The organism is Rhodococcus sp. Z13, assembly GCF_025837095.1.
Lineage (GTDB): Bacteria > Actinomycetota > Actinomycetes > Mycobacteriales > Mycobacteriaceae > Rhodococcus > Rhodococcus sacchari.
On the sequence record NZ_CP107551.1, the window covers coordinates 3981337 to 4002068 of the forward strand.

Sequence of the window (20732 nt, forward strand, 5' to 3'; positions counted from 1 at the left end):
CGTCCCATGGCCCTGGTGACCCCCTGGCAATAATTTGTAACGTGTTCTAGTGTTCGGGGTCACACGAGCACAGCCAGGTGAGGAATCGACATGACCGACTACGACAAGTTGTTCATCGGCGGCCGCTGGGTGGCACCGTCGACCGACGAGAGGCTCGAGGTCTTCTCCCCCGCCACGGAGGAACGCGTCGGCTCCGTGCCCGTCGCAGGCCCGAAGGACATCGACGCCGCGATCGCCGCGGCCCGCACCGCGTTCGACGAAGGACCGTGGTCGCGCACCACCCCGGCCGAGCGTGCCCAGATCCTCGGCAAGGCGGTCGCCCTCATCGAGGAGCGTCGCGCCGAGATCGCCGCCCTGCTCACCGCCGAGATGGGTCAGCCGCCCGCCTCGGTGGAGATGATGCAGCTGACCTCCGGGCTGGCGACCCTGAACTACTATGCGGGCCTCGGCGATTCGTTCCCCTGGGTCGAGGAGCGCACCGGCACCTTCGGCCGCACCCGCGTCACCCGCGAACCCGTCGGCGTGGTCGCCGCGGTCATCGCGTGGAACGTGCCGTTCTTCCTGATGATCAACAAGCTCGGTCCCGCCCTGCTCGCCGGCTGCACCGTGGTGCTCAAGCCGGCCCCCGAGACCCCGCTGACGACGAACCTGCTCGCCGAGATCTTCACGGAGGCAGGGCTTCCCGAGGGCGTTCTCTCCCTCGTTCCGGGCGGCGCCGAGACCGGCGAGTACCTGGTCTCCCATCCCGACATCGACAAGATCACCTTCACCGGGTCGACGGCCGTGGGCCGCCGCATCGGCGAGATCGCCGCCCGCGGCCTCAAGCGCTGCTCGCTCGAGCTCGGCGGCAAGTCCGCGGCGATCGTCCTCGAGGACGCCGATCTCGACTCGACCATCACGATGCTGGTGATGTCCGGCCTGATGAACACCGGCCAGGCCTGCGTCGGGCAGACCCGCGTGCTCGCACCGCGATCGCGCTACGACGAGGTGGTCGAGAAGATGGTCGCCACCGCCGCGTTCTTCCCCGTCGGCCTGCCCGACACCGAGGGCGCCCAGCTCGGCCCGCTGATCTCGGAGAAGCAGCGCGAGCGGGTCGAGGCCTACATCGCCAAGGGCAAGGAGGAGGGCGCGCGCCTCGTGCTCGGCGGCGGTCGTCCGGCGGGCATCGAGACCGGCTACTACGTCGAACCGACGATCTTCGCCGACGTCGACAACTCGATGACCATCGCCCGCGAGGAGATCTTCGGGCCCGTCATCTGCGTCATCCCCTACGACAGCGTCGACGAGGCGATCAAGATCGCCAACGACTCCGACTACGGCCTCGCCGGCTCGGTGTACACCACCGACGTCGAGAAGGGCCTTGAGGTGGCGTCGCGCGTGCGTACCGGCACCTACGGGATCAACTGGTACGCCTTCGATCCCGGTTCGCCGTTCGGCGGCTACAAGAACTCCGGCATCGGACGCGAGAACGGCCCCGAGGGCGTCGAGGCGTACTGCGAGACCAAGTCGGTGCTGTACCCGCTCGGCTACGAGGGCTGACATACGGAAACAGGGGGAGGATATGTGCGTTCTCGCCGGAGAATTCGCACATGTCCTCCCCCTACTCGTGTCCGGAGGGACGCGACCTCAGATGTACATCGCGGGATCGATGTAGGTCGTCGGGTCGACCAGCGGTTCGTGCTTCTTGCGCGGCCGCACCGTCGCCGGGATCCCCGTGGCGATCGAGTCCGGCGGCACGTCGTGGGTGACCACCGCGTTGGCGCCGATCGCGCTGTCGTCGCCGATCACCACCGGGCCGAGGACCTTCGCCCCCGCCCCGACGGTGACCCGGTTGCCCAGCGTCGGATGACGCTTCTCCTTCGCCAGCGACCGGCCGCCGAGCGTGACGCCGTGGTAGAGCATCACGTCGTCGCCGATCTCCGCCGTCTCACCGATGACGACACCCATGCCGTGATCGATGAAGAAACGCCGGCCGATGGTCGCGCCGGGGTGGATCTCGATGCCGGTGAGGAACCGCGTGAACTGCGCGAGAATCCGCGCCGGTCCCTTCAGGGCGGGCACCTGCCACATCCGGTGCGCGATGCGATGCGACCAGATCGCGTGTAGCCCCGAGTAGACGATGGCGTTCTCCGCGTCGCTGCGCGCGGCCGGATCGTGGCCGCGCGCCGACTGCAGATCCTCCCGGAGGGTTTGCAGGATACCCACGACGACGATCAGTCCCGGATGTGCTCGAAGAGCGGGGTGGAGATGTAGCGCTCGCCGAAGTCCGGCACCACCACGACGATCAGCTTGCCGGCGTTCTCCGGGCGCTTGGCGAGCTCGAGGGCGGCCCACACGTTCGCGCCGGCCGAGATGCCGCCGAGGATGCCCTCGTCGGTGCCGAGAGCGCGGGAGGTCTGGATGGCATCGTCGAACTTGACGTCGATGATCTCGTCGTAGATCTCGCGGTCGAGCACCTCGGGCACGAAGTTCGCGCCGATGCCCTGGATCTTGTGCGGGCCGGGCTCGCCACCGTTGAGGATCGGCGAGTCGGCGGGCTCGACACCGACGATCTTCACGTCGGGCTTGCGGGACTTGAGGGTGCGGCCGACACCGGTGAGAGTGCCGCCCGTACCGATGCCCGCGACGAAGATGTCGACGGCACCGTCGGTGTCGTTCCAGACCTCTTCACCGGTGGTGCGCTCGTGGATCTCCGGGTTGGCCGGGTTGCCGAACTGGCGGGCGAGGATCGCGTTCTCGGTGTTCGCGACGATCTCCTCGGCCTTCGCGACGGCGCCCTTCATGCCCTCGGAGCCGGGGGTCAGGACGATCTCGGCGCCGTAGGCGCGGAGCATGACGCGACGCTCGGTGGACATGGTCTCGGGCATCGTGAGGATGACCTTGTAGCCGCGCGCGGCGCCGACCATGGCCAGGGCGATACCGGTGTTGCCGGAGGTGCCCTCGACGATCGTGCCGCCGGGCTTCAGCTCACCGGACTTCTCGGCGGCGTCGATGATCGCGACACCGATGCGGTCCTTGACGCTGTTGGCCGGGTTGTAGAACTCGAGCTTCGCGGCGACGGTGGCGCCGGCGCCCTCGGTCAGACGGTTGAGCTTGACGAGCGGGGTGCGCCCGACCAGCTCGGTGACGTTGTTGTAGATACCGCTCATATGGGCCGATCCTCCTTGCGGTCGTAGCGACCGAGTCGTGTTCGTCACTCCATTGCACCATTCGACGCAGCGCTGCCTGTAGTCGGGGAGCGACGCAGAACGTATACGCGCGTATGCATCACGTTCGCAACGCGGCACGAACGTGCATCCGGAGCCTGGGTGGACAACACCGGCGAAGGCCGCGATGTTCCCCGGCCGGTCAGGGCGTGACGGGAGCGGCAGCCCCGACGAACACCACCATCTCGTACCCACCGGGATTGGTCTGGATGGGAACTTCCTTCCAGTTGTTCGCCACCCACACGTTCCCGGCCTGGTCGATCGCGATGCCGGTGTTGCGGACGAGACCGTCGAATCCGTAGCCGGTACCGTCCGGGGAGATCGCGGCGCCCGTCGTGGTGCCGGGACGGCACCCCGCTGACCGGCTCCCGCAGAACTCGGAGACGCCCCGGCCCGCGAAGTTCGCCACCCACACGTTGTCGTCGCCGTCGACGACCACGCCCCACGGCACCCACAGGCCACCACCGGTGAGCGGCACCGGCGTGAGATCCGGGGCGATCAGCGTGAGCGCACCGTCGAGGGTGGGGGTCAGCGCCGGGTCGGGGCAGGGGATGCCGATGACTCGCGAGTTCGCGACCCACGCCGCGCCGGTGGAGTCGACCGCGACCCCGAGGGGTTTCTCGAGGCCGGCCCCACCGATCGCCGGTCCGATCGGGTTCCCCGCGGCGTCGAGCACGGCGACGGTGTCGCTGCCGTTGCCGGTGACGAACACCCGGCCGTCGGCACCCTCGGCCAGCCCGAAAGGCTTCGTCACGCCGAGACCGGTGAGGTTGCGGGCGGCGGCGGGGTCGCCACCGGGATGGATCGTCACGCTGTCGTTGCCGCAGTTGGCGACCCAGATGTCGCCGCTGCTGTGCACGATGAGGCCCTGCGGCCAGGAGATCCCGCCCTCGGTGAACCCGGTGTCCGGGGAGATCGGCCGCCCGTCCGCGGTGAACACCGACAGGCTGTTGTGCGGGGGTTGCCGGTCGTCCGGGCAGCCGGGCGGCGGGGCCGCGAACCCGAAGTTCGCCACCCACACGTTGCCGTCCCGATCGATGTCGATGCCGAAGCCCGCCCCGCTCAACCCGCCGCCGGTGTAGGGCGAGCCCGGGTGGAACTCGCCGGTGGGGGTGAGCCGGATCAGGTTCTGCGCACCGCACACGGGGGTGTCGGTGCCGGGCGCGTACTCGTAGTTGTTGGTCACCCAGATGTTGCCGCCGCGGTCGACGGCCATGTTGCCGGGACCGTCCATCGACCTTCCGTCGCCCACGAAACGCAGCGCGAGCGTCCAGGCGCTCGGCGGCAGGGCCCGGTCGGGGACAATCGGCGACGGCCCCTCCTTCGACAAGGCGAACAGTTCGGGGACGTTCTGCCAGGGATGACGGGCGATGTTCACCACGGCCTGCCAGGTGTCCGACGCCGGGGCCCCGCCGGGTGTGCCGGCGAGAGGCAGCAGCCGGTCGCACACCGGTTGCGAGACCGCGCAGTTGGCGACCAGGTCGGCGAGGGACCCGAAGGTGCTCAGGGCTTCGGTGTCCGGCCCGTTGGGTGAGCTCGCGAGGACGGGCGCGATGTCGCCGGTGACGGGGTCGGCGAGGTTGTGGGCCATGCGCGCCGCGTTCTGCAGGCCGGGTGCGGTACCCCCGATCGAGCCTGCCTCGGTGAACTGCGCCAGCGCGTACCCGGCGGCCACGGTGGTCCGCTCGTCGAGGACGACGTCCGGCGGCGCGCTCCCCACCCCGACGACCCCGGCGAGCACCAGCGGCGATCCCGGTCTGCCGGCCACCGCGTAGACCACCGACGACGCGGGTTGCGGCGGGTACTCGATGCCGAGTTCCCCGGAGGGCCCGGAGGTCGCACGGCCGAGCAGCGACGGACCGTCGGCCGAGGTCGCGAACAGCGAGACCTCGAGGCCCGCCACCGGGAGGTCCGCGGCGAGGACCCGTCCCGCGAGGTGTTCTCCGCCCTGCGCGGTGGCGGGCGCGGCCAGGAGCGCCCCGGCCAGCACCGTCGCTCCCACCAGACCCGCGTATCTGTGCCCGATCCCGTGTCCGATCCGACCCGAACCACGCACGAGACGTCCTCTCGCCAGGTGTGAGTGGTGGCAATGCGCCGCCGAACTGCGACTACGGGGTCAGCGTGACACAGCCGCCCGGCCGGAGGCGGGCGATCGGCGGCTTTTCACCCGAAGGGGGCACGGACGGCGAATGCCGCCCCCGGTGGAACCGGAGGCGGCATTCGTCGATACGTTCGGGACTCAGCCGAGGCGCTGCTTCAGGGCCTCGAACTCGTCGCGGATGCCCGAGGGCACCTTCTCACCGAGGAACTCGAGCCACTCGGCGATGCCGTCGATCTCAGCCTTCCACTCCTCGGCGTCGACCTTCAGAGCCTCGTCGACGTCGGCGGGGTCGACGTCGAGACCATCGAGCGTGAGGTCGGAGGACGTCGGGACGAAGCCGATCGGCGTGGACTGCGCGCCGGCCTTGCCCTCGATGCGGTCGACGATCCACTTGAGCACGCGGGAGTTCTCGCCGAAGCCCGGCCACAGGAAGCGGCCGTCCTCACCACGACGGAACCAGTTCACGTAGAAGATCTTCGGGAGCTTGGTCTCGTCGGCGTTCTTGCCGAGCGTGATCCAGTGGGCCAGGTAGTCGCCGGCGTTGTAGCCGAGGAACGGCAGCATGGCCATCGGGTCGCGGCGGACGTTGCCCACCTTGCCCTCGGCGGCGGCGGTCTGCTCGGACGACAGGGTCGCGCCGAGGAAGGTGCCGTGCTGCCAGTCGAAGGACTGGCTGACCAGCGGAACCGTGGTCTTGCGGCGGCCACCGAACAGGATCGCCGAGATCGGCACACCCTGCGGGTCGTCCCACTCGGGGGCGAGGATCGGGCACTGCGACATCGGAGTGCAGTAACGCGAGTTCGGGTGGGCGGCGTTGGTGCCGGACTCGGGGGTCCAGTCGTTGCCCAGCCAGTCGGTGAGGTGCGCCGGCGTCTCGCCGCCGATGCCCTCCCACCAGATGTCACCGTCGTCGGTCTTCGCGACGTTGGTGTAGATGGTGTTGCCGGCCTCGATGGTCGCCATCGCGTTCGGGTTCGAATCGGCGCTGGTGCCCGGGGCGACACCGAAGAAACCGAACTCGGGGTTGACGGCGTAGAGGCGGCCGTCCTCACCGAAGCGCATCCAGGCGATGTCGTCGCCGAGGGTCTCGGCACGCCAGCCCGGGATGGTCGGCTGGATCATCGCGAGGTTGGTCTTGCCACAGGCCGACGGGAACGCCGCGGCGATGTAGTAGGCCTTGTTCTCGGGCGAGATCAGCTTGAGGATGAGCATGTGCTCGGCCAGCCAGCCCTCGTCGTGGGCCATGGCCGACGCGATGCGCAGCGAGTAGCACTTCTTGCCGAGCAGCGCGTTGCCGCCGTAGCCGGAGCCGTAGCTCCAGATCTCACGGGTCTCGGGGAAGTGGGTGATGTACTTGGTCTCGCTGCACGGCCACGGCACGTCCTGCTGGCCGGGCTCGAGCGGCGCGCCGACCGAGTGCAGCGCCTTGACGAACGGACGATCGGTGCCGAGCTTCTCGAGAGCGGCGGTGCCCATGCGGGTCATGATGCGCATGGAGACGACGACGTACTCGGAGTCGGTCAGCTCGACGCCGAGCTTCGGGTCGTCCGCACCGAGCGGGCCCATGCAGAACGGCACCACGTACATGGTGCGTCCGCGCATGCTGCCCCGGTACAGCTCGGTCATGGTCGCGCGCATCTCGTCGGGATCGACCCAGTTGTTGGTCGGGCCGGCGTCGATCTCGTTCTTCGAACAGATGAAGGTGCGCGACTCGACACGGGCGACGTCCGACGGATCGGAGCTCGCGAGGAAGGAGTTGGGCTTCTTCTCGTCGTTGAGACGGACGAAGGTGCCGGCTTCCACCAGCTGAGAGGTCAGACGATCCCATTCCTCGTCGGACCCGTCGGCCCATACGACGCGATCGGGCTGCGTGAGCTCGGCAATCTCCTGGACCCAGGCAAGCAGCTCGGCATGCTGGGTCGGAGGCTTGTCGTCGGTACCGTTCAAACCGGGAATGGTCGCTGAGGTCATCAAACTCTCCTGGGGTGTGCCCGGAACCGGATCCTGCCGCCGAACTGCACCTTTGCGGGTACGAACACGGGGCTGAACCCGGGCTTGCCCCTCTCGGCAGGGGTACCACCCGCTTCGTCGTGGCCGGACGGCGTAAGCGGGCGCCGGATCTCCTGTTTCTAGAGGTTAACGGTGGAAGACGGCCCGGTAGCACTCGGGGGCCGGTCGGAAATGTCACAGAAACGATTCAGAGACGTGCAGAATACTCGTCCTCCCCCTTCCCGCACAGCCGGAGATGGATCACTTCGACCCGTCCACGTGATCTACGTCGAATTCCAGGCTACCTGCGTCAAGGCGGGTCCAGCGACCCTCTCCGTCGAGGCCGCGGACGAACTCCCATACCCCGTATCGGCCGTCGTCGGCGAGCACCGACAGCCGGTCGGCGTGTCCGTCGAGGTCGGTGTCGGTCGCGACCGCGAGGGCCTCCTCGTCCCAGCCTGGGCCGGCGCCGGTGGTGTCGCCGAGCACGACGGTCTCCGCGACACCGTCGCCGTCGAGATCGGTGGACGCCTCGAGGCCGTCGGCCCAGGCCGCCACCGCCGCCGGATCCCAGATCGAGGCCCCGAACGGCTCCTCCGGCCCGGTCGGCAGGTCGCCGGTGTTCGCGAGTTCGGCCATCGTCGTCCCCCTCCCCGCCCGGTCCCCTGCCGGGTCGTCCTATCCGGTTCGACGCATCCGGCCGCTCGTCGGTTCCCTCGGGTGTCCGAGCGCGGCGAGGTCGCGTTCGCACGCCGCGAGCCGGACCCGCCGCTCCCCTCGCTGCCGCGCGATCCGCGCGTCGAGGGCGGCGACGCGGTCCCGCACGCGGGTCGCGTGCCGGTCGCGCCCGGCGGCGTGATGCGCCTCCGCGGCGTGCACCCCGGTCCGCACCCAGGTGTCGAGTTCGGCCCGCGCGACCGCGAGCTCCTCGGTGACCCACCGCCGCATCCGGTCTCGGTGGGCGATGCGACGGCGGACCCGCACCAGCGCCGCGGCCGCGGGCACCGCGCACACCACCGCGACCGGCAGGGCCGTCCAACCCGGCAGAGTCCTGAAGGGGGCGGTGAGCAGCCCTCCCAGGCCCGCACCGGCCGACGCCCCGAACACCACCGTGAGGACGTCCTCGAGGGAACGGACCCCGGCGGGCGGCGGTGGGGTCCGGGTGAGCACGACCGGCGGGACCTCCGGCGCGACGCCGGTCAGGGCGGCGGTGAGGCGGGCACCCAGCTCGTCGAGCCCGGCGTCGACGACGGCGACGGCCGCGACGTCACCGTCCTTCTCGAGGGTGCCGAGCGCCGCGGTGGCCGTGGCCCGCAGGCCCGTCGCGGTCTCATGCAGCAGTTCGACCTGCAGTCGCCGCAGGTCGGGCGCCGGAGTGGCCCGGGCGGACGCGACCAGCCGGGCGCGTTCGTCCCGGAGGGCGGCCTCGTCGTCCTCCTGTGCGAGCCGCGCGATCTCCTCCTCGATCATCAGCCGGGTGCCGGCCACGACGGCCGCCCGGGCCCGGCGGGGATCGGTCGCCGCGCGGAGGGTGGCGGTGAGGACGTCGCGCAGTCCGGTGAGGGTCGACGCCTCGGGGTGATCCGGCCGTGCCGTGACGGGCAGCAGCACCGCGCCCTCCGACCACGGGGCGTGCCGGTGGAGGATCTCGAGGTCCGCGGCACGGATCGCGGGCCAGTCCGGCCGCTCGTCGACCCCGTGGAGAACACAGACGGTCGCGGTGGTCTCCGCCGCGGCCTCGCGGAGGAGCGCGAGTTCGGCGTGCCCCACGACCGCGTTCGCCTCGAACACCACGACGGCGACGGCCGCCGGGCCGTCGGACACGACGTCGAGACCGAGCCGGCGCAGGTCGTCGGCGAGCCGCGCGGCACCCGAGCCGGGCAGGCCGGCGACGCACACCCGCCCCGTCGGAGGTTCGTGCAGACGTATCCAGCCGTGCGGGTTCCAGCGGCGCAGGACGCCGTCGGCGCGGCTCACCACACCGCCACCTCGTCGAGCACGTCCTCGACGCGGTCGCGCACCGTGGGCGCGACGGCAAGGCCCGCGGCGGTGCGGGCGAGCAGGAGCTCCCGTGAGTGCCGGGCTTCGGACAGGCAGGCGGCGAGGGCCTGGGCGAGAGCGTCGTCCGGTGGATACGGCGCGTGGGGTGGCGGACCGGCGAGCGCGTGTTCCGGCGGGACGGCCAGGGCCGCGGCGACGGCGAGGCGGTCCGGTTCGCCGGCGCCCGGGACGACGACGAGCAGCCGTTCCGGGGTCGCACCGTCCGCTGCCGTGCGGTCGGCGGGGGTGGGCGACGGGCCGGCGTGGCACGACGAGGACGAGCACGTCGGCGTCGAGCACCGGGTCCGGCCCGGACGGTGCGTCGAGGATCACCGCAGTGATCTCCACGTCGTCGGGCACGGCGCTGCGTACGGCCGCCTCGACGTTCTCGCGTCCCGTGCCCGCGCGACCGGCCACCTGCACCCGCAGCGGCTCCGTGTGCCGGGCCAGTGCCGCGCGCAGGGCGCGTCCTGCCTGCGTATCGAGCCGTTCCACCTCGTCGGCGAGGTGATACCAACCGTCCCCCGTCATGATCCCCCCGATCGTCGCGCGAATTGTGGCAGACCGGGCCCGTGACAGCAGGGAAAGAGGAGGTTTCCCTGAGAAACACCTGTGGTCACATGCGTCACTTCCGCCACGCACTCTCGGGATACGCGACAATGGACGGGTGAACGAAGCCGATCAGCACACCACCGAGACGCTCGACGAGCGCCCGACCCGCGGGAACCGCCTGTACCCCAGGGTGACGAGTTTCCGGTCCCGCCGTGGATCGCTGACCGAACCCCAGCAGCAGAGCTGGGACCGCAGATGGGCCGAGCTCGGCAAGGAGGTGGGCGACGACCTGCTCGACGTCGAGGCGTGGTTCGGCCGCTCGGCTCCCCTCGTCCTCGAGATCGGCTCCGGTACCGGCACCGCCGCGGTCGCCATGGCCCAGGCCGAACCCCACGTGAACCTCATCGCCGTGGAGGTCTACAAGCCGGGTATCGCCCAGACCCTGCAGCGGATCGAACGCACCTACGACACCGACGCGCCGGTGCACAACCTGCGGATCCTGCGCGGCGACGCCGTCGAGGTGCTCGAGAAGATGCTCACCCCCGCGTCGCTGACGGGTGTGCGCGTGTTCTTCCCGGACCCGTGGCCCAAGGCCCGCCACCACAAGCGCCGGCTCCTGCAGGCCCCGACGTTCGCGCTGATCGCCGACCGCCTGAAGACCGGTGGCGTGCTCCACGTGGCCACCGACCATGCCGAGTACGCCGAGGCCATCGCCGAGACCGGGGACGCCGAACCCCGTCTCGCGCGCCTCACCGGTCCCGCCCCGATCTCCCTCGAGCGGCCCGTCACCAAGTTCGAGGACAAGGCGCACAAGGTGGGGAGCGCGATCAACGAGTTCGTCTGGGGGAAGATCGGAGCATGAGTGTCCACGAAGAGCTCTCCGGCGTGACCGATTCCTCCGCGATCGACGGCGTCGAGCCGACCCGCAAGGTCCTGCTCGTATGGGACGCGCCGAACCTCGACATGGGCCTCGGTGCGATCCTCGGCGGCCGCCCCACGGCGGCCTACCGTCCCCGTTTCGACGCCCTCGGCCGCTGGCTCCTCGGCCGCACCGCCGAGCTGTCGCGCCGGTACTCGGCGACACTCGAGCCCGAGGCGACGGTGTTCACCAACATCGCGCCGGGCAGCGCGGACGTCGTCCGTCCTTGGGTCGAGGCACTACGCAACGTCGGTTTCGCGGTGTTCGCCAAGCCCAAGATCGACGAGGACAGCGACGTCGACTCCGACATGCTGCAGCACATCGAGCTGAGGCACCGGGAAGGCCTCGCCGGGGTGATGGTCGCTTCGGCCGACGGCCAGGCGTTCCGTGAACCGCTCGAGCAGCTCGCCCGCGAGGGCGTCGTCACGCAGGTCCTCGGCTTCCGGGAGCACGCGAGCTGGGCGGTGACCTCCGAGATCCTCGACTTCGTCGATCTCGAGGACATCCCCGGGGTGTTCCGCGAACCGCTGCCCCGTGTCAGCCTGGAATCTCTGCCCGACGAAGGTGCCTGGCTGCAGCCGTTCCGACCGCTTTCCGCTCTCCTCGTGGGGCGCAAGAGCGTCGCCGAATAGGAGAATCCACGTGTTCGACCGTTGGGGAGAGCTCGTCCACCGTGCGCGCTTCACCGTCATCGCGGTGATGGTCGCGGCGATGCTCGGGCTCGCCGGGTACGGCCTGAGCCTGAACGACCATCTCAGCCAGAGCGGCTGGGACGATCCCGGCTCGCAGTCGGTCGCCGCCTCCAAGCTCGCCGACGGCACCTTCGGCCGCGACACCAACGGTGACGTGCTGGTGCTCTACACCGCGCCCGAGGGCAGCACCGTCGACGACCCGGAGTTCGCCGCCACGGTCACCGACAATCTCGAGTCGGTGATGGAGCAGTATCCGGATCAGATCCTCCGGGTCAACGGCGCCTACTGGCCCGTGAAGGGCGCGCCCTCGCTGCCCTCCCTGGCCGACGAGTCGCGGCAGCACGCCGTCGCGTCGATCGCCATCGCCGGCGAGAACGACACCGAGCTGACCGGCAACTTCCGCGAGGTCAAGGACGCCTTCTACATCGACGGTGTCGACGTGCAGCTCGCCGGTCTGCAGCCGATCTCCGGCGCCCTCAACGACACGATGGCCAACGACATCCGGCGCATGGAGATCCTCGCGATCCCCGCCGTCGGTGTGCTTCTGTTCTTCGTCTTCGGTGGTGTGGTCGCGGCGTCGCTGCCGCTGATCACCGGCGGCCTGACGATCGTCGCGGCGAACGGCATCGTGCGGCTGATCACCAACTTCACCGACGTCAACTCGTTCGTCGCGCCCGTCGTCTCGCTGATCGGCCTGGGCCTGGCGATCGACTACGGCCTGTTCATGGTGTCGCGTTTCCGCGAGGAACTCGCGGAGGGCTACGACACCCCGGCCGCGGTGCGGCGGACGGTGACCACCGCCGGTCGCACCGTGGTGTTCTCGGCGACCATGGTCATCACGAGCCTCGGTGGTCTCGTGCTGTTCCCGCAGGGCTTCCTCAAGTCCGTCGCCTACGGCGCGATCTCGGCGGTCTCCCTCGCCGCGCTACTGTCGATCACGATCCTGCCCGCGATCCTGAGCCTGCTCGGCCGGCGCATCGACATGTTCGGCATGAAGCGTTTCGGGCAGATCCAGTCGAACGAGCAGGTCGAGAACAGCTTCCTGGGCCGGCTGTGCCGCTGGGTGATGCTCAATCCGCTCAAGGTGACCATCCCCACCGTCATCGGCCTGCTGCTGCTCATCACCCCGCTGACGGGCATCAAGTTCGGTGGCATCAACGAGACCTACCTGCCGCCGGATCACCCGACCCGCATCGCACAGGAGACCTTCGACGAGCTGTTCCCCGGCCAGCGCGCCGAGCCGGTCAAGCTCGTGGTGAGCGGCGCCGAGGGCGGTGATCTCAACAAGATCATCACCACCGCCAGCGAGGCCCCCGGGCTGGTCGAGAAGTTCCAGATCACCGGCCCCGCGAAGGACGGCGTCCGCGTTCTCAAGGCCGGTCTGGTCGACCGCAACGAGGCCTCCGACACCATCGAGTACCTGCACTCGGCCGAATGGCCCGAGGGCGTCGAGGTGCTGGTCGGCGGTACCCCGGCGATCGAGCAGGACTCGATCGCGGCGCTGCTCGAGACCCTGCCGCTCATGGTGACGGTGGTCGTGCTGCTGACGACCCTGCTCATGTTCCTGGCGTTCGGTTCGCTGGTGCTGCCGATCAAGGCGGTGCTGATGAGCGCCCTGGGTCTGGGGTCGACGCTGGGCATCCTCACCTGGATCTTCATCGACGGCCACGGGGCCGGTCTGCTCAACTTCACGCCCGGCCCGATCATGTCGCCGGTGCTGGTGCTGATCATCGCGATCATCTACGGTCTGTCCACCGACTACGAGGTGTTCCTGCTCTCCCGCATGGTCGAGGCCCGCGCTCTCGGGGCGAGCACCACCGAGTCGATCCGCATGGGCACCGCCCACACCGGCCGGATCATCACCGCGGCCGCGCTGATCCTCATCGTCGTCACCGGCGCGTTCGGTTTCTCCGAACTGGTGATGATGAAGTACATCGCGTTCGGCATGATCGCCGCGCTGATCATCGATGCGACGGTCATCCGCATGTTCCTCGTCCCCGCGGTGATGAAGCTGCTGGGCGACGACTGCTGGTGGGCACCGGCGTGGATGAAGCGGATCCAGGAGAAGATCGGCCTGGGCGAACCCATCCTCGCCGACGAGCTGATGCCCGAGGACGTCCCCGAACTCATCACCGTCGGCATGTTCGGGCCCGCCACGGTCGCCGCGACCGGTGCGCACCGCCTGCCCACGGCGGCCGTCGGAACCGCGGATCCGATGACGCAGCCGCTGCCGAAGATCGCGCCGCCGCGGCCGGCCGCCGAGCAGCGCAAGCTGCGTGACCTGACGCCGCCGCAGCGCCGGCAGATGCCGGGCCGTCCCGGGGTGCGTCCGGCCGCGCCGGGTGCGGGCCGTCCTACCGCGCCGGCCTCCGCGCGTCCGCAGGCGCCCGCACCGCAGGCACCGTCCCGCCCGGTCCAGCGGCCGCGACCGGACCTGCCGCCGCGTCGCGACGACGAGGCCCGTCCGCCGCTTCCGCAGCGGTCGGCGGCGCCGGAACCGCAGCGTCCGGAACCCCAGCGCCCGGAGCCTCAGCGTCCCGCACCGGAGCCCCCGCGTCCGGTACCGGAGACGCCACGTCCCGCAGCGGAGTCGCAGCCGCCCCTCCCCCGCCGTCAGCGGGGCGCGGTGCCGCCACCACTCCCGCAGAACTTCGTGCGCCCCACCGTGCCGGGTGCCGGCGAGGCGGCGACGCCGCGCGAGCCGGCAGCGCCGCGTCGCAGCCGGGATCCGCAGGCGATCGAGAACTGGTTGTCGCAGCTCCGCCGCACCTCCCCGAACGGGGAACCGCAGCCGGAGCCGCGCACGGCACCGCGACCGGCCGCCGGTCCGGCCCGTCCGCCGGTGGTGGAGAATTCGTCGCGCACCCCGGCACCGGAGAACCCCTCACTCCCGACCCGCCGGCGCGAGCCCGCACGGCCGGACGAGCCCGAGGAGACCCGGTCCGCACCCGAGGCGCAGGATCCGGAATCGCGGCACGGCCGGCACGGCGCCGAGAACGGCCGGTCCATCAGCGTCAGCGAGCTGATCGCGCGCCAGCGTCGCGACTGACCTGACGCGACCGAACAGGCGAAGCAGCACTCGAGGCGGCCCGGAACCGGGCCGCCTCGAGTCGTGTCGGGGACGGCTCAGCTGCCGTTGAAGAATTTCCGCAGCCGGGTCGACAGCGGGTGCGTGACGGTCAGGTTCCCGAACCGGACCTTGCCGATCACCACCAGATGCAGCGGACCGTAGGGGGCGCCGCTGCGCACCTTCGACGACACGCTCGAGGCGACGTTCTCGACCGCGTTCACGTCCGCGGTGGCCTCGGCGGGCAGCACGATGTTGATCGAGCTGAGGTAGTCGCTCACGTCGATCCGCACGACCTGCGTCTCCATCACCGCCTCGGTGAAGTCGAGGGTGACCGACGAGGCGAGGGTGTCGAGCGTGAGGACGGGCGGCACGTGCCAGCGGCCCTTGCGCTCGAGGGACGACAGCCGGCCCTTGAGCACCAGGGGCGTGCCCGGCGCGGTGTTCGGATAGGCCGCCGCCGGATGGACCGGCTGCGGGAGACCGGGGGCGCTCTCCACCTGGTATTCGGGACGGATGCGGATACCCGGGAGGTCGACGAGCACCTGGTTCAGATCGGCGCGGGTCTTCGCGGCGAGGACGGTGTCCATCCGCTCGGTGAACTCGCCGAGCGAGAGCATGCCCTGCCCGACGGCCCGCTGGAGGAGCTCTCCGACGTGTTCGCGTTCGGCGTCCGACACCCGCAGGTCCCTCGGTTCCATGACCCCACCATATCGACGCACGGCGGGACCGCCCGGACTGCTCACTCGAGGCCCTGCTCGAGGACGTAACGGGTCAGTTCGACGCGGTTGGCGAGCTGCAGTTTGCGCAGGGTCGCCTGCACGTGGTTCTCCACGGTGCGGTGGCTGAGTGTCAGGCGCGCGGCGATCTGCTTCGCGGACAGCCCCTTGGCGACCAGGCGCAGCACCTCGGTCTCGCGTTCGGTGAGGGTCGGCACCGGGCGGCGCCGGTCGTTCGTCCCGGACGTCGTGCCGGACATGCGGCGGTACTCACCGAGCACGAGCCCGGCCAGGCCCGGGGTGAACACCGCCTGCCCGCGCGCGGTGGCGAGGACGGCGTCGACGAGTTCGCGGGCCGACGCGCTCTTGACCAGATAGCCGGACGCCCCGGCCTTGACCGCGCCGAGCACGTCGTCGCGTTCGGAGGAGGCGGACAGCACGAGCACCCGGCTGTCCGGGGAGGCGTCCAGCACGGCGCGGGTCGCCTCGGTGCCGGTGCCGTCGGGCATCGCCATGTCCATCAGCACGACGGCGGGCTTCACGACCGCTGCGCGCCGGGCCGCGGCGGCGACACCGTCGGCTTCGGCGACCACCTGGAAGCCGGCCTCCTCGAGGTCGCGGCAGACCGCGTTGCGCCAGATCGGATGGTCGTCGACGACCATGACCGTGACGGGTTCACGCGTGACGTCGTCGGCGTCCGTCGCTTCGCTGGTCCCGGTCACTGGTCTCTCCCTTCGGTATCCGGATCTCCCATTCGGTGCCCTCCCCGACCGTGCTGTCGAGCAGCGCGGTGCCGCCGAGCCATTCGGCGCGGCCCACGATGGACTTCGACACGCCCATGCGACCCTGTTCCCGGGCCTCGTCGAGCCGGCCCGGGGCGATGCCCGACCCGTCGTCGCGGAGGCTGAGCACGATCTCGTCGCCGAGATCCTCGAGCAGGATGTAGGCGGAGGCGCCCTCGCCGGCGTGCAGTTCGACGTTGGACAGCGCCGCGGTGGTCAGCGCGGCCAGCTCCTCGGCACGGTCGCGGGTGAGCAGGATCGGGTCGGCGGGCGCCGAGACGGTGGCGGCGCCTCCGGAGCGGGCCCGGATCAGCGAGGTGAGGTCGACGGCCTCCCCGCCGCGGTCCACCTCGGTGTTCTGGTCGGAGATCAGCTGCCGCAGGGCCTTCTCCTGTTCGCGGGCGAGCCGGGCGAGGTCGGCGGCCTCCCCGCCGAGTTCCGTGCCGCGCCGCTGGACGAGCGCGAGGACCTGCAGCACCCCGTCGTGCACCTGCCTCGCGAGCCGGTCGCGTTCCTCGGTGGCGGCGGCGACCCGCACGGCCTGTTCGAGCTGCCGGTGGGCCCGGCGGGCGGTGGTGGTGGCGAAACCCATCGCCACCCCGCACGCCACGAGGACGGGGGCGGTGGCGTCCTTCCACAGGTCGAGGTTGATCTGGTCGCGGACGACGGCACTGACGGTGGCCATGACCAGCGCCGAGCCGGTGCCCAGCAGCGGGCCGCCGAGGACGGCGGCGGAGATCACCGAGTTCGCCACCCACAGGGTCGTGGGCATGGTCTGGTGGTTGCTGTACCAGTCGTGGTCGGAGACGAGCCGGGTCGCGGCCATGAGGGAGATCGCGACGATCTGGTCCACCACGACGACCGTGCGGCGCAGTCGGGCCTCCCGCGACAGCAGGACCGCCGAGGTGACAGACCACGCGACGAGCACCCCGATGAGCATCCACGACAGGGTGGGGCGGGTGTAGTTGTCGACGGTCGAGGACTGGGAGCCGACGGCGTAGAGGACGGTGACCAGCCGGAACACCTGGGCGGCCCGCCAGAGCGGTGCATCCGGGTCCGGAGTCGACGGCCTCATGGGTCCGATTCATCCCTTTCATGGCGACGTACGGAGCGAGTGAATCCAACCACTTCGGGGCCCTCGAGGTGACCGCCGAGTCCTGTGAGCGTCCACACAATGGTTTGATTTGAAGTCGTGTTGAGGTCATACCGAGCTGTCGCGGCGACGTTGCGGAGTCGTTGGCCGCTCTACATGGTCTCGATGGGTGCGTCGAACCTCTTCGGCGCCATGCTGGTGTTCGCGTTCGTGCGCTACGGGATCCCCATCGCCGAGACCGACGCGATCGTCGCCGACCGCGTGCGCAACTTCGCGGTGTTCGCGGTGTACCTGGTCTTCGCCGGCATCGTGAGTCTCAGCGCCGCGGCGATCATGCTGCGGTCCGTGGTGCGCTGGCAGTTGCGTGGCGGCCCGCCGACCCGGTCGGAGCAGATGGCGGCCCTGCACGCCCCGCTGCGGCAGGCCATCGTCCATCTGGTCCTGTGGTTCCTCGGCGGCGTGCTGTTCGTCTTCCTCACCGCGGAGGAGATGCCGTCGCTCGCCGTGGCGGTCTCGCTCACCGTCGCCATGGCCGCGACCAGCACCTTCGGTTTCACCTACATGCTCGGTGAGCGCATCCTGCGTCCGGTCGCGGCGCGGGCGCTGAGCGAGGGCAACTTCGACCGGACCATGGCGCCCGGGGTCGGTACCCGCCTCGCGATGACCTGGGGTCTCGGCACGCTGATGCCGGTCGCGGGCATCGTACTGCTGTGCGTGACCCAGCTCAGCACCGACAACGAGTTCGCGCCCGACGCGCTGGCCCTGGCGGTGCTGGCCCTCGCGGTGACCTCCATCGGGCTCGCGCTGGTGCTGTCGCTGCTCACCTCGGCGCAGATCTCCGATCCCATCAAGCAGCTGCGCTGGGCGATCGAGCGCGTGCAGCGCGGGGCGTCCGGGGTGCAGGTCGAGGTGTTCGACGGCAGCGAGATCGGGCGGCTGCAGGTCGGCTTCAACCGCATGATGACCGAGTCCGACGAGCGTCGCCGGCTGCGGGAGCTGTTCGGTCAGCACGTCGGCGAGGACGTCGCCCGCCGCGCCCTGCAGTACGGCACCGAGCTGGGTGGGGAGACCCGCTACGTGGCGGTGCTGTTCGTCGACATGGTCGGTTCGACGGCGACCGCCGCGGAACGGCCCCCGAGCGAGGTCGTGGATCTGCTCAACGAGTTCTTCCGCGTCGTCGTCGAGGTGGTGGACAAGCACCACGGTTTCGTCAACAAGTTCATGGGCGACGCGGCCCTTGTGATCTTCGGCGCTCCCCTGGACCGTCCGGATGCGCCCACCGCGGCGCTCGCGGCGGCGCGGGAACTGCGCTTCGCGCTCGACGAGATCACCGGTCTCGACATCGGTATCGGGGTGTCGGCGGGCCTGGCGGTCGCCGGCAACATCGGCGCGGCGGAGCGCTTCGAGTACACGGTGATCGGGGACCCGGTCAACGAGGCGTCGCGGCTGACGGAGCTTGCGAAACTGCGTCCGAGCAGGGTGCTCGCATCGTCGAGCGCGCTGTACTTCGCGGACGACGAGGAACGCAGCCAGTGGGAGCTCGGCGACGAGGTGCAGTTGCGGGGGCGCCGCCGGATGACGCACCTCGCGTGGCCCGTCCGCTATCCCGGAGGTCCCGGGGAATCGGACGGACAGGACGAATCCGGGACGGGTGAGGAGGCCTCCGAGGAGTCCGTCTGAGGCCGTCCGACACGCCCCGAAACGGCGGTAACCGACGATGCGTCGGTTACCGTGAACACCGTGGCGCAGCCCCACGACGATCCTTCACGCCCCGACGCCACGCCGCGTCGGGGCTCGTTCCGGTGGATCAAGTGGGTGCTCGCGGCGGCGCTCGTCGCCCTGCTCACGGCCGAGGCCGTCTACCTCTGGCCGACCATGCACGACTCCTGGCGTGCCATCACCGAGATGCACTGGGGCTGGTTCTTCGCATGCGTGCTGGCCCAGATGATCTCCCTCAGCGGATTCGCGGGTGTCCAGCAGCGGCTGCTGCGCGCCGGCGGCGTGCACGTGGGGCACTGGCGGTCGGCGTCGGTGATCTACGGCAGCACCGCGATGGCGGTGACCCTGCCGGCGGGGCCGGTGTTCTCCACCGCCTTCACCTACAAGCAGACCCGCAAGTGGGGGGCGACGCCGGTGGTGGCGTCCTGGCAGCTGGCGGTCTCGGGGGTGATCGCGGCGGCGACGCTGGCGTCGGTGGGCATGATCGGCGCCTTCGCGGTCGGCAGCAGCATCAGCCCGGTGACGCTCGCGTTGTCCCTGGTGGGTGGGGTCGCGTTGATCTACGGGCTGCGGTACGTCGCGCAGAACCCGTCGTCGATCGAGTCGGCCGGCGGCTGGTTGCTGCGGCGGGTCAACAAGCTTCTGCGCAAGCCCCTCGACACCGGTTTCGACGCCTTCGAACGCATCCTGGCCCAGCTCGAGGCCGTGGATCTCGCGCGCCGCGACGCGTTCGCCGCGGTGGCGTGGTCGGCGGTGCACCGCATCTTCGATGTCGCCTGCCTGGGCCTGGCCTGCTGGGCGGTCGGCGGGTCGCCGTCAGTGGCCGGGCTGTTCATCGCGTTCACGGCGGCGAAGGCGGTGGGCAGTGTGCCGCTCGCGCCGGGCGGTCTCGGCTTCGTCGACGGAACCCTCATCGCGACGCTCACGGCCGCGGGGCTGAGCGCGTCGCAGTCGCTCGCCGCGGTGCTGGTCTACCGGATCGTGAGCTTCGTGTTCGTGGCGCTGGCAGGCTGGGGCACGGTCGCGGTGATGTACCGGACGGCCGACAACGACGAGATCGACCCGGTCGCCGAGCGTGAGGAGCACGAGCGGTCGGTGCTGGCGCGGCGCCGCCGGCCGCTCGAGGATCCCGAACCGGCCTGATCGGCCGCCCCCCGAAAAAATAGTTGCACCGTCAACCATCTGGTGGCATAGTCGAAGACAGTAAGTTGAAACTTCAATCGAATCGAGGAGTCGCCATGACGACCGCAACCACCACCTTCCCCGGTCTGACCGCCGGCACCTGGGCCATCGACCCCGTCCACTCCGACGTGAGCTTCACCGTCCGTCATCTCATGGTCAGCAAGGTGCGTGGCACCTTCGAGAAGTTCTCCGGCGCCATCACCGTCGCCGAGGACGGCACCGCCTCCGTGAACGCCGAGATCGACGTCACCTCGATCAACACCAAGAACGCCGACCGCGACGCGCACGTCCGGTCCGCCGACTTCTTCGACGCCGAGCAGTTCCCCGTCGCGACCTTCACCTCCACCGGCGTGCGCGCCGACGGCGAGGACTACGTCGTCACCGGCGACTTCACCCTCCGCGGCGTCACCCGCCCGGTCGAGCTGAAGCTCGAGTACAACGGCGTCAACCCCGGCATGGGCAACGGCCCGGTCGCCGGTTTCGAGGCCACCACCGTCATCAACCGCAAGGACTTCGGCATCAGCATCGACATGCCGCTCGAGGGCGGCGGCGCCGTGGTCGGCGACAAGATCACCATCACCCTCCAGATCGAGGCCGGCCTGCAGGCCTGATCGCCCGCGCCGATCCCCGGCCCACGAGAAGCGCCCCTCCTCCGGGAGGGGCGCTTCGTC

Annotated in this window: 16 protein-coding genes; 7 read left to right on the forward strand and 9 right to left on the reverse strand. The window is 70.4% G+C overall.

Going from position 1 to position 20732, the window contains the following annotated elements:
• The first annotated feature begins 90 nt into the window (after positions 1 to 90).
• Positions 91 to 1539, forward strand: a complete 1449-nt coding sequence (locus OED52_RS18160) for an aldehyde dehydrogenase (RefSeq protein ID WP_264152224.1) — start codon at positions 91 to 93, stop codon at positions 1537 to 1539.
• 87 nt (positions 1540 to 1626) lie between these two features.
• Here the strand turns inward: OED52_RS18160 and epsC are convergent, their stop codons facing one another.
• The 6 genes from epsC to OED52_RS18190 all read right to left on the reverse strand — a co-directional run bounded on the left by epsC (position 1627) and on the right by OED52_RS18190 (position 9273).
• Entirely contained in the window at positions 1627 to 2205 is a 579-nt protein-coding gene (epsC, locus tag OED52_RS18165) for a serine O-acetyltransferase EpsC (protein WP_264152225.1), read from the reverse strand.
• Between the two features lie 8 nt (positions 2206 to 2213).
• Positions 2214 to 3149 (reverse strand): cysteine synthase A, encoded by a 936-nt coding sequence (gene cysK, locus OED52_RS18170; RefSeq protein WP_264152226.1) that lies wholly within the window; start codon positions 3147 to 3149, stop codon positions 2214 to 2216.
• A gap of 199 nt (positions 3150 to 3348) precedes the next feature.
• The gene (locus OED52_RS18175) at positions 3349 to 5208 is read right to left on the reverse strand and encodes an NHL repeat-containing protein (RefSeq protein WP_264152227.1); all 1860 of its coding nucleotides are present in this window, start codon (positions 5206 to 5208) and stop codon (positions 3349 to 3351) included.
• Positions 5209 to 5445: 237 nt separating this feature from the next.
• On the reverse strand, positions 5446 to 7278 hold the full coding sequence (locus tag OED52_RS18180; RefSeq protein WP_264152228.1) for a phosphoenolpyruvate carboxykinase (GTP): 1833 nt from the start codon (positions 7276 to 7278) through the stop codon (positions 5446 to 5448).
• A gap of 279 nt (positions 7279 to 7557) precedes the next feature.
• Positions 7558 to 7935 (reverse strand): DUF6802 family protein, encoded by a 378-nt coding sequence (locus tag OED52_RS18185; RefSeq protein WP_264152229.1) that lies wholly within the window; start codon positions 7933 to 7935, stop codon positions 7558 to 7560.
• A 39-nt stretch (positions 7936 to 7974) separates the two neighbouring features.
• Positions 7975 to 9273 carry a hypothetical protein gene (locus OED52_RS18190; RefSeq protein ID WP_264152230.1) on the reverse strand — a complete coding sequence of 433 codons (1299 nt, stop codon included), beginning with the start codon at positions 9271 to 9273 and terminating at the stop codon, positions 7975 to 7977.
• 730 nt (positions 9274 to 10003) lie between these two features.
• On the opposite strand from OED52_RS18190, the gene trmB reads away from it, so the two are divergent.
• From trmB to OED52_RS18205, 3 genes are read left to right on the forward strand one after another with little or no spacing between them, the layout of a single operon-like run.
• Entirely contained in the window at positions 10004 to 10750 is a 747-nt protein-coding gene (gene trmB, locus OED52_RS18195; protein ID WP_264152231.1) for a tRNA (guanosine(46)-N7)-methyltransferase TrmB, read from the forward strand.
• The gene (locus OED52_RS18200; protein WP_264152232.1) at positions 10747 to 11439 is read left to right on the forward strand and encodes an NYN domain-containing protein; all 693 of its coding nucleotides are present in this window, start codon (positions 10747 to 10749) and stop codon (positions 11437 to 11439) included. The genes trmB and OED52_RS18200 overlap by 4 nt, the downstream gene beginning before the upstream one ends.
• Before the next feature lie 10 nt (positions 11440 to 11449).
• Complete coding sequence (locus OED52_RS18205; RefSeq protein WP_264152233.1) at positions 11450 to 14548, forward strand: MMPL family transporter; 3099 nt, start codon at positions 11450 to 11452, stop codon at positions 14546 to 14548.
• A 77-nt stretch (positions 14549 to 14625) separates the two neighbouring features.
• Here the strand turns inward: OED52_RS18205 and OED52_RS18210 are convergent, their stop codons facing one another.
• The 3 genes from OED52_RS18210 to macS are packed head-to-tail and all read right to left on the reverse strand — an operon-like array spanning position 14626 to position 17142.
• On the reverse strand, positions 14626 to 15267 hold the full coding sequence (locus tag OED52_RS18210) for a DUF1707 SHOCT-like domain-containing protein (protein ID WP_264152234.1): 642 nt from the start codon (positions 15265 to 15267) through the stop codon (positions 14626 to 14628).
• A gap of 41 nt (positions 15268 to 15308) precedes the next feature.
• A complete protein-coding gene (locus tag OED52_RS18215) occupies positions 15309 to 15947 on the reverse strand; it encodes a response regulator (protein WP_264154756.1) in 639 nt (212 codons plus the stop codon).
• A gap of 13 nt (positions 15948 to 15960) precedes the next feature.
• A complete protein-coding gene (gene macS, locus OED52_RS18220; RefSeq protein WP_264152235.1) occupies positions 15961 to 17142 on the reverse strand; it encodes a MacS family sensor histidine kinase in 1182 nt (393 codons plus the stop codon).
• Between the two features lie 174 nt (positions 17143 to 17316).
• On the opposite strand from macS, the gene OED52_RS18225 reads away from it, so the two are divergent.
• The 3 genes from OED52_RS18225 to OED52_RS18235 all read left to right on the forward strand — a co-directional run bounded on the left by OED52_RS18225 (position 17317) and on the right by OED52_RS18235 (position 20672).
• Positions 17317 to 18840, forward strand: a complete 1524-nt coding sequence (locus OED52_RS18225) for an adenylate/guanylate cyclase domain-containing protein (RefSeq protein ID WP_264154757.1) — start codon at positions 17317 to 17319, stop codon at positions 18838 to 18840.
• 60 nt (positions 18841 to 18900) lie between these two features.
• The gene (locus tag OED52_RS18230) at positions 18901 to 20022 is read left to right on the forward strand and encodes a lysylphosphatidylglycerol synthase transmembrane domain-containing protein (RefSeq protein ID WP_413247684.1); all 1122 of its coding nucleotides are present in this window, start codon (positions 18901 to 18903) and stop codon (positions 20020 to 20022) included.
• A gap of 95 nt (positions 20023 to 20117) precedes the next feature.
• Positions 20118 to 20672 (forward strand): YceI family protein, encoded by a 555-nt coding sequence (locus tag OED52_RS18235; RefSeq protein ID WP_264152237.1) that lies wholly within the window; start codon positions 20118 to 20120, stop codon positions 20670 to 20672.
• The last annotated feature ends 60 nt before the right edge of the window (positions 20673 to 20732 follow it).

Bases quoted from the DNA above. Each gene is read 5' to 3' on its own strand.
- OED52_RS18185 (WP_264152229.1), bottom strand. From the start codon at position 7,935: ATGGCCGAACTCGCGAACACCGGCGACCTGCCGACCGGGCCGGAGGAG.
- OED52_RS18225 (WP_264154757.1), top strand. From the start codon at position 17,317: ATGGTCTCGATGGGTGCGTCGAACCTCTTCGGCGCCATGCTGGTGTTC.
- OED52_RS18210 (WP_264152234.1), bottom strand. From the start codon at position 15,267: ATGGAACCGAGGGACCTGCGGGTGTCGGACGCCGAACGCGAACACGTC.
- macS (WP_264152235.1), bottom strand. From the start codon at position 17,142: ATGAGGCCGTCGACTCCGGACCCGGATGCACCGCTCTGGCGGGCCGCC.
- OED52_RS18160 (WP_264152224.1), top strand. From the start codon at position 91: ATGACCGACTACGACAAGTTGTTCATCGGCGGCCGCTGGGTGGCACCG.
- OED52_RS18215 (WP_264154756.1), bottom strand. From the start codon at position 15,947: ATGGTCGTCGACGACCATCCGATCTGGCGCAACGCGGTCTGCCGCGAC.
- cysK (WP_264152226.1), bottom strand. From the start codon at position 3,149: ATGAGCGGTATCTACAACAACGTCACCGAGCTGGTCGGGCGCACCCCG.
- OED52_RS18180 (WP_264152228.1), bottom strand. From the start codon at position 7,278: ATGACCTCAGCGACCATTCCCGGTTTGAACGGTACCGACGACAAGCCT.
- OED52_RS18235 (WP_264152237.1), top strand. From the start codon at position 20,118: ATGACGACCGCAACCACCACCTTCCCCGGTCTGACCGCCGGCACCTGG.
- OED52_RS18200 (WP_264152232.1), top strand. From the start codon at position 10,747: ATGAGTGTCCACGAAGAGCTCTCCGGCGTGACCGATTCCTCCGCGATC.